Genomic DNA, 11,977 nt, shown 5'->3' with positions numbered 1-11,977 from the left:
TGCATCGCAGCGGGCCTTTTCAGCTTCCCGGGCCAGGGAAGCGCCGCGCCCTAGCGGATCTGGTGCTTGTGCAGCAAACGGTAGAAGGTCGGCCGGGAGACTCCCAGCACCTTGGCGGCGACACTGAGGTTGTCACTGTGGCGGTTCAATACATCGCAAAGGGCCTGGCGTTCGGCGCGGGTCTTGTAGTCTTCAAGGGTGCCCATGGGTGCCGCGATCGACTGCTGGCTGATCAGCCCCAGGTCACGGGCCTCGATCTGCCGTCCTTCGGCCAGCACCAGCCCCCGACGCACGCGGTTGGCCAGTTCGCGGACATTGCCCGGCCAGTCGTGCTTGCCCATGGCGATCAGCGCGTCTTCACTGAAGCTGCGCGGACGACGGCCGGTTTCGTGACTGTAGAAATGGGAAAAATGGTTGGCCAGCATCGACAGGTCGCCGTGGCGCTCGCGTAAGGGCGCGGTCACGACTTGCAGCACATTGAGCCGGTAGTACAAATCCTCACGAAAGCGCTTCTTCTCGATGGCGGCTTCGAGATCGACGTGTGTCGCTGCCAACACCCGCACATCAACCGGGATCGGTTGACTGCCGCCGACCCGTTCAATGTGTTTTTCCTGAAGAAAGCGCAACAGATTGGCTTGCAGTTCCAGTGGCAGATCGCCGATTTCATCGAGAAACAAGGTGCCGCCGTTGGCTGCTTCGATACGTCCGACCTTGCGCTGATGGGCGCCGGTGAACGCGCCTTTCTCGTGGCCGAACAGCTCGGACTGGATCAAATGTTCGGGAATTGCCCCGCAGTTGATCGCCACGAAAGGTTTGCTGTGGCGCTGCGACTGCCGGTGCAGGGTCCGGGCGACGAGTTCTTTACCGGTCCCGCTTTCTCCGCGAATAAGCACTGGCGACTCGGTGGGAGCCAGTTTACTCAGCAGTTTGCGCAGCTCGCGGATCGGTTTGCTGTCGCCCAGCAGCTCGTGCTCCGGCTGATCGACGTGAATCGTGCCCTGACCACGAAGGCGCGCCATGCCGAACGCGCGACCGAGGGTGACCTGCACCCGGGAGACGTCGAACGGCAAGGTATGGAAATCGAAAAACCATTCGCAGACGAAGTCGCCGACGTTCTGCAAGCGCAGCACTTCCTGATTCAACACGGCGATCCATTCGGTGCCGCTGCGGCTGATCAGTTCTTTGACGGCTTCGGGACGTTCCAGGTGGAAAGGCTGTAAACGCAGCAAGCCGACATCGCAACTTCGGTCGGCGGCATTTTCCAGGCTGCAACTGTCGACGTCCCAACCCACGGCACGCAAACCCGGCAACAATCGGTGACAGTCGTCGCACGGGTCGACGACCAGTAAACGTCGTAATGCAGGCGCTTCGTTCATGACTGTTCCTTGGCGCCAAATTTTAGGAAATGATCGTAAAAACAGTCATTTGGCGAACCTGACTGTTACATTAGCAAGAATTTGACGGGGCCTTGTATCGATTGCTTATAGGTGTACAAGTGAAGCAGTTATAAGAAAGCGCTTTATTAGTTAGCTATCGACTTGATTCTTTCGCCAGGCTTTCAAAAACCGGTCGGAATATTGAAGGTATGAAAGAAATTCGAAATTTCTTCAAATTCGGTGTGACCTGCCAACGGGTTGCGTGCATCAGTACAAGTAACTCGCCGAACGGTAAGCCCAACCGACGGCACATCACTTGACTGGGCACTTAAAGAGAGAAGACCCCATGACCGCCCCGCTCCGTATCAACGAAGCTCTTTTGATTGCCAACCGCGCATTTGAACCGTTTCAATGCGTCGCCTGGGCCCCACAAGATGGCAATGGCGAACTTTGCCTCACCGTGATCGACCGCACCAACTCCCACATCGGTCGTACCCAGATCCCAAGCAGTGCCTACTCTGATCCGGCGCAACTTGAACACCTGTTGCAACAAGCCCGCGCCGAACTGAGCGAAGAAGGCTATACGTTGCAATCCTGGTCGATGCCACACTGATAGTTGCGGGTAATGCGGATGACGCTCAAGTCATCCGCCCTCTTCTGTTAGTTGCCAATCTTTTTCCAACTTCAGTCTTTTGTACAACTTTCCTCGATACTTTCGCGCCTGAATACTTGGCAGGCTTGCGACTGGTTCAAAAAGACACTGTTCTGGCACAGTGCGACTCTCCACCTGTTAGTTCCGTCAGTTGTACTTGCGCCTATTCAGGGATTGAATGTCTCGCTCATGCAGTTACCCGTTCCGCCTCCCGGAAATCGGTCGACTCGCAAGGAGAAGCATGCATGTCAACCCAGACCGCCATCGCGTTACCGACGCTAGCGAAAAACGCCGGACAACTCGACAAAACTTTTTCCAGTAATGGTGTGGCGCAGGTTTACTTCGCCGGCAGTACGTCCAGCCTGACCCAGAGCGTGGCACTTGATGCGCAAGGTCGGATTCTGGTCGCCGCCAAAGTCGGCACGGCTCAGGGCAACTGCTTCGGTCTGGCCCGCTTGCTCGGGGACGGATCGGCGGACCTTGGTTTCGGCAATCAAGGCAGCGTGATCGGCCGGTTCGCCAGCGGATTCGAAGCGACGGGCAGCAAGGTTCAGGTCTTGCCCGACGGGCGGATTCTGCTGGCAGGCCTGCACTATGAATCGGAACACTGCACCCTTCCCGCCCTGGCCCTGTTCGACGCCCAAGGCCGGCCTGACCCGGATTTCGGCGACAACGGCCGGCAAATCGTTCGCTTGCCCGGCGACCTGTCCATGGGCACCCGCGACGCCTGGTTGCCGCCGGGCGTTCCGGGCGCCGAAGCCTGCGATTTTGCGGTGCAACCGGACGGACGTATCCTGTTGATCGCCAACCATCACTTTGAACTGGCCGATCACGTCGGCATGCTGATCCGCCTCACACCCGATGGCAGACTCGACCCGTCGTTCAACGGTCGCGGCTTCGTCATGGTTCGCCACTTGCTGCTCAATACCTGGCTCGGCAGCGTGCTGTTGCAAGGAGACGGAAGAATCGTGGTGGCCGGCTCCATCGATTTCCCACAGGAAGGCCTGCTCGCCCGCTACCTGCCGGACGGCCAGCTCGATGAACGTTTTGCGGTGGACGGCTTCATGGCCTTCAAAGTCCAGGGGCACAGTGCACTGGTCAATCAGGTCATCCAGTCGGCGGAGCATTTGCATTGTTTTGGCAGCAGCCGCGATCCGATTCGATGCATGGCGCAGTCTGTCCATGGCAACGGCCGCCCTGACCTGCACTGCAACGGTGGTCAACCGCATTTGCTGGCAATCGGCTCCAGCGGCTGCCAGTGGAGCGCGGCGCAGGTAATGCCGGACGGACGCATGATCGCGGTTGGCGCGACGATCGGCGGTGTTGAAGCCGATTTCATCGTCGCCCGCTATCTGGCCAACGGCAGCCTTGATCGAAGCTTCGGTTCCGGTAATGGCTGGTTGCGCACGCGACTGGGGCGCAGCCTCGATACGGCCACCTCGGTGGCGATACAGCCTGACGGGGGAATTCTGGTGGGCGGCTATTCGCTGGATGGCAACTACCGTGCGATGGTGGCGCGGTATCTGAATCACTGATGCGAATCCGACTGCACTTGATCTTGCCCATCGCTTACGGCAACTTGCGCGCTTCTTAATACAAGGAGCAACCAATGTCCGGTTCGATGGCCCAGGCGTTCGCGCACAACTTTCTCGGGCATTCACCCCGCTGGTACAAGGCGTGCATCGTCGGGTTTCTGCTGCTCAATGCGCTGGTGCTGTGGGCCGCAGGTCCGGTCGCCGCCGGCTGGTTGCTGGTGATCGAGTTCATTTTCACCCTGGCCATGGCGCTCAAGTGCTACCCGCTGATGCCCGGCGGCTTGCTGTTGATCGAAGCGCTGCTGCTGAAGATGACCACGCCCCAGGCGCTGTACGAAGAGCTGCAGCACAATTTCCCGGTGATTCTGCTGCTGATGTTCATGGTCGCCGGTATCTACTTCATGAAAGACCTGCTGCTGTTCCTGTTCTCGCGCCTGCTGCTGGGCGTGCGTTCAAAGGCACTGCTGGCCCTGATGTTCTGTTTTCTGTCGGCATTTCTTTCGGCGTTTCTCGACGCGCTGACCGTCACCGCAGTGATCATCAGCGCCGCCGTCGGCTTCTATTCGGTTTATCACCGGGTGGCCTCCGGCAACGACCCGCGCCAGGACAGCGAATTCAGCGACGATCAGCACCTGCCCCAACTACACCACGAGGATCTTGAGCAGTTTCGCGCCTTCCTGCGCAGCCTGCTGATGCACGGCGCGGTCGGCACCGCATTGGGCGGTGTCTGCACGTTGGTCGGCGAACCGCAGAATCTGTTGATTGGCCACGAAATGGGTTGGCACTTCGCCGAGTTTTTCCAGAAGGTCGCGCCGGTGTCGCTGCCGGTGCTGGTCGCGGGACTGGTGACCTGCCTGTTGCTGGAGAAACTGCGCTGGTTCGGCTACGGCACGCTGCTGCCGGACAACGTACGTGCAGTGCTCGCCAACTACGCCGCCGAAGACAACGCCGAACGCACGCCACGCCAACGCGCCGCCCTTTTGGTACAAGGCTGCGCTGCGCTGATCCTGATCGCCGGGCTGGCGTTCCATATTGCGGAAGTCGGGTTGATCGGCCTGATGGTGATTGTGTTGATCACTGCATTCACCGGGATCACCGACGAGCACCGGCTGGGCAGCGCATTCAAGGACGCCATGCCGTTCACCGCGCTGCTGGTAGTGTTTTTTGCCGTGGTGGCGGTGATTCACGACCAGCAACTGTTCGCGCCGCTGATCCAGTGGGTGCTGGCACTGCCGGCCGAGCAGCAACCGGGGATGCTGTTCATCGCCAACGGTTTGCTGTCGGCGATCAGTGACAACGTGTTCGTCGCCACGATCTACATCACCGAAGTGAAACAGGCGTTCCTGTCCGGACACATGAGCCGCGAACATTTCGAGACGCTGGCGATTGCGATCAACACCGGCACCAACCTGCCGAGCGTGGCGACGCCCAATGGTCAGGCGGCGTTTCTGTTTCTGCTGACGTCGGCGATTGCGCCGCTGGTGCGGTTGTCGTACGGGCGGATGGTGTGGATGGCGTTGCCTTACACCGTGGTGATGGGATTGCTTGGCTGGTATGCCGTGAGTTACTGGCTGTAAAAACAACAACGGGAGCCGAAAAGGCTCCCGTTTTTTTATGCCTCGATCAATGCGGCAAGATGTACTTCTCGATGGCTTGCGCCACGCCATCCTCGGTGTTCGGCCCGGTCACCACATCGGCCTGACGCTTCACCGCGTCCTCGGCCTGGCCCATGGCGATCGACAGACCGGCAACATGGAACATTGCCGGATCATTGCCGCCATCGCCAATCACAGCCGTCTGCGCCAGCGGCACACCGAGGTGTTCAGCCAGCGTGACCAGCGCCGAGCCCTTGTTCGCCTCGACTGCCGTCACGTCCAGGTACACCGGTTGCGAGCGCGACACCTGTGCCATGCCTTCGACCTTCGGCAGCAACCGCGCCTCCAGTTCGACCAGCAGTTCCGTGTTGTTGCTGGTCGCCACGATCTTGTCGATACGCTCCAGATACGGCTCGAAACTCTCCACCACCACCGGCGGATAACCCAGCCCGTGCTGCTCGCGCGGCACCATCGGCCCGTGCGGATCCTTGAGCAGCCAGTCACCACCGCTGAACACCCAGATTTCGACATCCGGCTGATCGGCAAACAGCGCCAGCGCCGTCAGCGCGGCCGTGGCCGGCAGGTAATGCGCGACCAGAATGCTGCCATCCGGGTTGACGATCGTGCCGCCGTTGAACGCAGCGGTCGGCAGATCGACACCCAGCGCTTCGATCTGCTGCAGCATGGCTTTGGGCGGCCGCCCCGTGGCGAGACTGAACAGCACGCCCGCTTCGCGCAGCGAACGAACCGCGTCAATCGTGCGCTGACTCAGGCTGTGATCGGGCAGCAACAGCGTGCCGTCCATGTCACTCAACAGAAAACGGATCGGCTCGCTCATCCGAGACCATGCCAGACGCGACCATCGCGAGTCAGCAGGTCATCGGCGGCCTTCGGCCCGTCTTCGCCGGCGGCATAGGTTTGTACACTGGCGTCCTGTTGCCAGGCATCAAGGAACGGCTGTACCGCGCGCCAGCCGTTCTCGATGTTGTCGGCGCGCTGGAACAGCGTCTGGTCACCGGTCAGGCAGTCGTAGATCAGGGTTTCATAGCCGGTGGACGGCTGCATTTCGAAGAAGTCCTTGTAGGCGAAGCCCAGCTCGATGTTGGCCATGTTCAGCGCCGGCCCCGGACGTTTGGCCAGCAGGTCGAACCACATGCCTTCGTTGGGCTGGATCTGGATACGCAGGTAGGTCGGCTGCAATTCGTCGACCTCGGTATCCCGGAACTGCGCATACGGCGCCGGTTTGAAGCAGATGACGATCTCGGTGTCACGCACGCTCATGCGTTTGCCGGTACGCAGGTAGAACGGCACGCCGACCCAGCGCCAGTTGTCGATCATCACTTTCAGCGCCACGTAGGTTTCCGTGGTGCTGTCGGGGGAGACGTTGTTTTCATCGCGATAACCGGCCACCGGTTTGCCAGCGACTTCACCGGCGCTGTATTGGCCGCGTACCGAGTTTTCCCGTGCTTCTTCGATAGTCCAGGGGCGGATCGCGCCGACCACCTTGGCCTTCTCGCCCCGCACCGCATCGGCGCCGAACGCGGCCGGCGGCTCCATCGCGACCATGGCCAGCAACTGGAACAGGTGGTTGGGCACCATGTCCCGCAGGGCGCCGGTGTGTTCGTAAAAACTGCCACGGGTTTCGACGCCGACGGTTTCGGCGGCGGTGATCTGCACGTGGTCGATGTAGTGGTTGTTCCAGAACGCTTCGAACAGGCTGTTGGAGAACCGGCTGACCAGAATGTTCTGCACGGTTTCCTTGCCCAGATAGTGATCGATCCGGTAGATCTGCTTTTCCGACATGACCTTGAGCAGGCAGGCGTTCAACGCCTCGGCGGTTTGCAGGTCGGAACCGAACGGTTTCTCGATCACCACCCTTCTGAAGGCTTCCGGGGTTTCTTCGAGCAACCCGGCGCTGCCGAGACGGCGCACCACTTCGCTGAAGAAACGTGGCGCGGTGGCCAGGTAGAACACCGCATTGCCAGTGCCGCTGTCGGCGATTTTTGCCGCCAGAGCTGAATAGGTGCTGTCGTCCAGGAAGTCGCCCTGGACGTAGCTGATACCTTTGGCGAATTTGGCCCACAAGGCCGGATCAAGCATCTGATCGCCCTTGCCGACCTTGGCTGCCACTTCGGTGCGGATGAAATCTTCGAGCTTCTGCGCGAAGGTTTCATCGGTAATGGCGTTATGGTCAACGCCAACGATCCGCAGGCCATCATCCAGCAGGCCGTCGCGACTCAGGTTGTACAGCGCCGGCATGAGCAGGCGCTTGACCAGATCACCGTGGGCGCCGAACAGAAACAGCGTGGTCGGTGGCGCGGGTTCTGCCTTGGATTTCCTGCGGATCGTATGGGTCATTTCTTCGCAGTCTCCACATGGCCGCCGAAGCCGAAGCGCTGGGCCGAAAGAATCTTGTCGCCGAAAGTGCCCTGGCCGCGGGAGCGGTAGCGCGAGAACAGCGAGTTGGACAGCACCGGTACCGGCACCTTTTGTTCCATGGCCGCTTCGATGGTCCATTGACCTTCGCCGCTGTCGGCCACGGAGCCGGAGAAACCGTCGAGTTTCGGGTCGACCGCCAGGGCATCGGCGGTCAGGTCGAGCAGCCACGACGCCACCACGCTGCCACGACGCCAGACTTCGGCGATGTCGGCCACGTTCAGGTCGAAACGCTGATCTTCCGGCAGGAGCTCGCTGGACTTGGTCTTGAGGATGTCGAAGCCTTCGGCGAAGGCAGCCATCATCCCGTACTCGATCCCGTTGTGGATCATCTTCACGAAGTGACCGGCACCGGCGGGACCGGCGTGGATGTAGCCGTGCTCGGCGCGGTGGTCATCGGACTTGCGGTCCCTGGTGCGCGGGATGTCGCCCATGCCCGGCGCCAGCGCGGCGAACAGCGGATCCAGACGCTTAACGGTCTCGGCATCGCCGCCGATCATCATGCAGTAGCCGCGCTCCAGGCCCCAGACGCCGCCGGAGGTGCCGACGTCGATGTAGTGCAGGCCCTTCTCGGCCAGGGTTTTGGCCCGGCGGATGTCGTCCTTGTAGTTGGTGTTGCCGCCATCGATGATGGTGTCGCCCGCTTCGAGCAGCGTGCTCAGGGTTTCGATGGTGTCTTCAGTCGGTGCGCCGGCCGGCAGCATGACCCACACGGCACGCGGCTTGGCCAGGCCTGCGACCAGTGCAGGCAGATCGGCGACGCCGGTAGAGCCCTCGGCGGCCAGGGTGTCGACAAAGGCGGTATTGCGGTCGTAAACAACGGTGGTGTGACCGTTGAGCATCAGACGTCGCGCAATATTGCCGCCCATGCGGCCCAGTCCAATAATCCCGAGTTGCATGTGCTGATGCTCCTTACTACAAATAAAAGTGTGTCAAAGGTTATAGCCCAACGTGAATCATGGAGCTTAGTCCAGAGCGTCGGTGTGAAGTTTCCGGGCATTGTGCCCGATCCAGACTGATAACGTCGGGAAACGTGCCGAAGACACAACGACCATGAAAAATAAAAAAGTTCCATTCACGAGCAAAAGAAATCAAAATCGGCGCCGATAGTATGTCAGCAACCGAATTCGGGGCTGAACTACAGTTGAGACACGCCATTTGCGAGGTGAGCAATGGGCACAGTACACACAGCAATGCCGCCACAAACCCTGTACGTCACCATCCGTCGTGATGAATTGCGTCAGTTGAAAGATGAACGCGACCAGCTCAAGCAGGAACTCGCGCAATTGCGCCTGCTGACCCAAGGCGCCGAGCCGCAGCCCTTGCCACGCGTACAGCGCTCGCCCCACGCCTGATCCCCGCCCGCTTCGGGAGCAGCCATTGCTGTTCCCGACATGCTGCACCTCCTGCCCTTTTCGGCAACTAACAAAGTTTTCACATTCGCTTGTTGATACTCCCGCGCATTCTGGCCGTGCGTCTGTGCGCATGGCCTCCGTTAGTCGGGCTCATGCGTCCTTTGCATGAAACGCCCGGTGGTGGATGTAACGACTGAGCTGGAGTGCTGAATGGCGGTGTTCAAACGCAGCAATACGACTGCGACAGGTTTTGATTGGGCCGGTTTTATCTGGCTGTTCGTGTTCTTCTGGTACTTCTCCGGTATCACCCAACTGCTGATCCAGTTGACGGGCACCTCTGGGTTCACCGGGTTCCGCCAGGCCTTCGTGATGAGCGCCGTGTGGCTCGCGCCGATGCTGCTGTTCCCCAAACGCACCCGTCTGCTCGCCGCGCTGATCGGCGTGGTGTTGTGGGCCTGCTCGATGGCCAGCCTGGGTTACTTCTTCATCTACCAGCAGGAATTCTCCCAGAGCGTGATCTTCATCATGTTCGAGTCGAACGTGTCCGAAGCTGGCGAGTACATGACCCAGTACTTCGCCTGGTGGATGGTTCCGGCGTTCCTTGCACATACTGCGTTCGCGTATTTCCTGTGGACCCGCTTGCGTCCGGTGTACCTGCCCCGTGGCCGGGCATTCGTCGCCGCCATGGCAATCCTGGTGGCCGTGATCGGTTATCCGCTGGTCAAGCAGACAATGCGTACGGGCAGCTTCGAGCAAGGCTTCGAGAAGTTCGAAACCCGCATCGAACCCGCCGTGCCGTGGCAGATGGCCGTGGCTTATCACCGTTATCAGGAAACCCTGGCCGACATGCAGGGCATGCTGCACAGCGCGAGCAAGATCCCGCCGCTGAAAAACCTCAAGGACTCGGGCGCCAATCAGCCGGCGACTCTGGTGCTGGTCATCGGCGAGTCCACCAATCGCCAGCGCATGAGCCTCTACGGTTACCCGCGCAAAACCACGCCGGAACTGGACAAGCTCAAGGATCAGCTGACGGTTTTCGACAACGTCATCACCCCGCGCCCTTACACCATCGAGGCGCTGCAACAGGTGCTGACCTTCGCCGACGAAGAAAACCCGGACCTGTACCTGTCCACGCCGTCGCTGGTCAGCATGATGAAACAGGCCGGTTACAAAACGTTCTGGATCACCAACCAGCAGACCATGACCAAACGCAACACCATGCTCACGACCTTCTCCGAACAGGCCGACGAGCAGGTGTACCTGAACAACAACCGCAACCAGAACGCCGCGCAGTACGACGGCGACGTGATCGAGCCGTTCAACAAGGCTCTGGCCGACGCGGCGCCGCGCAAGTTGATCGTCGTGCACCTGCTCGGTACGCACATGAGCTACCAGTACCGTTATCCGCCGAGCTTCGACAAGTTCCAGGATCGCAACGGCGTTCCGGCCGGTGTGCGTGACGATCAGGTGCCGACCTACAACAGCTACGACAACGCGGTGCTGTACAACGACTTCGTGGTCTCGAGCCTGATCAAGGACTACGCCAAGTCCGATCCGAACGGCTTCCTGCTCTACCTCTCCGACCACGGTGAAGACGTGTTCGACTCGGTGGGCCACAGCACGCTGGGTCGCAACGAAAACAAGCCGACGGCGCCGATGTACACCATTCCGTTCATGGCCTGGGCGTCGCCGAAGTGGCGTGAAAACCACAACTGGAGTTTCGCCGGGGATCTGAGCCGCCCTTACAGCAGCTCGCACCTGATCCACACCTGGGCGGACCTGGCCGGTTTGAGTTTCGATGAACTGGATCGCAGCAAGAGCCTGGTCAGCGACAGCTTCAAGCCGCGTCCGCTGTTGATCGGCAACCCTTACGAACGCGAGCAGCGGGCCCTGATCGACTTCAGCCTGATGAAGCCGAAAAAACCCGCGGCCACGACCACGGAAGTGGTGTTGCAGGAGTAACAGAAAGGGCCGGAACCGGCCCTTTTCAACATTTACAATCGTACTGCCCCTTCCCTTGCAACCTGCACGCGTCATTCACGCGTGCAGCGTTCGTCCGATACGCCGTGGAAATACGCTGTAAAACCTAGACTGAACGAGCGTTAACCTCTTGTTAATGCCCTCGACGGACACTGCCCCTCGAGGCCCTGATTCATGGATGAACGGCTCCGACATTTTTCGTAGGAGGCACCATGAAAACCACGACTGCAATTCTTGCCGGTCTACTCATCCTGGCATCCGCCAGCGCATTCGCCGAAGGCGGCGCCGAGCGCATGAGACATTACTGGGCCAACTTCCCGGTCCATTCCGCACAAAGTCAGCAGGCTGACGCGAAGACCAATGAACTCAAGGTTCCGGACGACCAGACCGCCCAGGTCACCGAGTCCTATCGCCCTTGAGCGAACGCTGTACCGATGGACCTGCGCTGGCCCGGCTCTGGCCTCGCAGATGACAGTTGGGCGCCCTTTCCGGGCGCCTTTTTTTACGCCTGCAAATCCTTGATCCAGAACAGCATGCGCCCGTGATTCGGGTCGAACATGCCTGGCGCGAAGCCGAATTTGGCATAGGAATTTTGCGCTATGGCGTTACCTTCGAGTACCTCCAGAGTGATCTTGCAGCAACCACGCTGACGGGCGATGTCCTCGACCTTGCGCAGCATTTTCTGACTCAGCCCCAGACCGCGAAACTTCGTCACCACTGACACGTCGTGCACATTGACCAGCGGTTTGCAGGCAAACGTGGAAAACCCTTCAAAGCAGTTCACCAGCCCCGCCGGCTCGCCACCGACAAAGGCCAGGACGCTGAACGCGTGGGGCCGTTTGGCCAGTTCGGCGGGCAGTTGCTGCAACAGTTCAGGGGCAATCGGATGGCCGCCGCCCATCGGGTCCTCGGCGTAATGATTGAGTACGACACCGATGGCTTCGGCATGCACCGGATTGGTGTAACTGGCTTGAAGCACAAGAATTTCTGCGGAATCCATTTCCTTCCTCGATCGCACGGGGCCCCGGCGCGTTTGATACGCACTGAT

General features: G+C 60.0%; 11 protein-coding genes. 6 read left to right on the top strand and 5 right to left on the bottom strand.

Translation table 11 applies throughout. The annotated features are described in order from the left end of the window. Nucleotides 1-50 precede the first annotated feature (50 nt). Nucleotides 51-1,376, bottom strand: coding sequence for a sigma-54 dependent transcriptional regulator (locus tag CAF76_RS00815; protein WP_039768186.1), 1,326 nt, complete (start codon nt 1,374-1,376; stop codon nt 51-53). 346 nt (nt 1,377-1,722) lie between these two features. Between CAF76_RS00815 and CAF76_RS00810 the strand changes: the two genes are divergently transcribed. The 3 genes from CAF76_RS00810 to nhaB all read left to right on the top strand — a co-directional run bounded on the left by CAF76_RS00810 (nt 1,723) and on the right by nhaB (nt 5,140). After that, complete coding sequence (locus CAF76_RS00810; protein WP_085611679.1) at nt 1,723-1,989, top strand: hypothetical protein; 267 nt, start codon at nt 1,723-1,725, stop codon at nt 1,987-1,989. A 284-nt stretch (nt 1,990-2,273) separates the two neighbouring features. Continuing rightward, the gene (locus CAF76_RS00805) at nt 2,274-3,563 is read left to right on the top strand and encodes a hypothetical protein (protein ID WP_064596372.1); all 1,290 of its coding nucleotides are present in this window, start codon (nt 2,274-2,276) and stop codon (nt 3,561-3,563) included. Nucleotides 3,564-3,637: 74 nt separating this feature from the next. Then, nucleotides 3,638-5,140 carry a sodium/proton antiporter NhaB gene (gene nhaB, locus CAF76_RS00800; RefSeq protein ID WP_039768180.1) on the top strand — a complete coding sequence of 501 codons (1,503 nt, stop codon included), beginning with the start codon at nt 3,638-3,640 and terminating at the stop codon, nt 5,138-5,140. A gap of 46 nt (nt 5,141-5,186) precedes the next feature. On the opposite strand, the gene CAF76_RS00795 is transcribed toward nhaB, so the two are convergent. From CAF76_RS00795 to gnd, 3 genes are read right to left on the bottom strand one after another with little or no spacing between them, the layout of a single operon-like run. After that, on the bottom strand, nt 5,187-5,996 hold the full coding sequence (locus CAF76_RS00795; protein ID WP_085646487.1) for a Cof-type HAD-IIB family hydrolase: 810 nt from the start codon (nt 5,994-5,996) through the stop codon (nt 5,187-5,189). Next, nucleotides 5,993-7,516: a glucose-6-phosphate dehydrogenase gene (gene zwf / locus CAF76_RS00790; protein ID WP_085646486.1), complete on the bottom strand. Its 1,524-nt coding sequence runs from the start codon at nt 7,514-7,516 to the stop codon at nt 5,993-5,995. Before zwf ends, CAF76_RS00795 begins: the two co-directional genes overlap by 4 nt. Beyond that, entirely contained in the window at nt 7,513-8,493 is a 981-nt protein-coding gene (gnd, locus tag CAF76_RS00785) for a phosphogluconate dehydrogenase (NAD(+)-dependent, decarboxylating) (RefSeq protein WP_085646485.1), read from the bottom strand. Before gnd ends, zwf begins: the two co-directional genes overlap by 4 nt. Before the next feature lie 273 nt (nt 8,494-8,766). On the opposite strand from gnd, the gene CAF76_RS00780 reads away from it, so the two are divergent. The 3 genes from CAF76_RS00780 to CAF76_RS00770 all read left to right on the top strand — a co-directional run bounded on the left by CAF76_RS00780 (nt 8,767) and on the right by CAF76_RS00770 (nt 11,348). Further along, nucleotides 8,767-8,949, top strand: a complete 183-nt coding sequence (locus CAF76_RS00780; protein ID WP_007957508.1) for a DUF6026 family protein — start codon at nt 8,767-8,769, stop codon at nt 8,947-8,949. Nucleotides 8,950-9,159: 210 nt separating this feature from the next. Then, nucleotides 9,160-10,911 (top strand): phosphoethanolamine transferase CptA, encoded by a 1,752-nt coding sequence (locus CAF76_RS00775; RefSeq protein WP_085646484.1) that lies wholly within the window; start codon nt 9,160-9,162, stop codon nt 10,909-10,911. A gap of 230 nt (nt 10,912-11,141) precedes the next feature. After that, nucleotides 11,142-11,348, top strand: a complete 207-nt coding sequence (locus tag CAF76_RS00770) for a hypothetical protein (protein ID WP_085646483.1) — start codon at nt 11,142-11,144, stop codon at nt 11,346-11,348. A gap of 83 nt (nt 11,349-11,431) precedes the next feature. Here CAF76_RS00770 and CAF76_RS00765 read toward each other — a convergent pair whose 3' ends face one another. After that, nucleotides 11,432-11,929, bottom strand: coding sequence for a GNAT family N-acetyltransferase (locus tag CAF76_RS00765; RefSeq protein WP_039768172.1), 498 nt, complete (start codon nt 11,927-11,929; stop codon nt 11,432-11,434). Between the last annotated feature and the right edge of the window lie 48 nt (nt 11,930-11,977).

The sequence above is a fragment of the Pseudomonas sp. B40(2017) genome, assembly GCF_002112855.1.
GTDB classification, from domain to species: domain Bacteria; phylum Pseudomonadota; class Gammaproteobacteria; order Pseudomonadales; family Pseudomonadaceae; genus Aquipseudomonas; species Aquipseudomonas pharyngis.
Note: the sequence above shows the minus strand (reverse complement) of the source record. Positions and strands in the feature narration are given on the sequence as shown.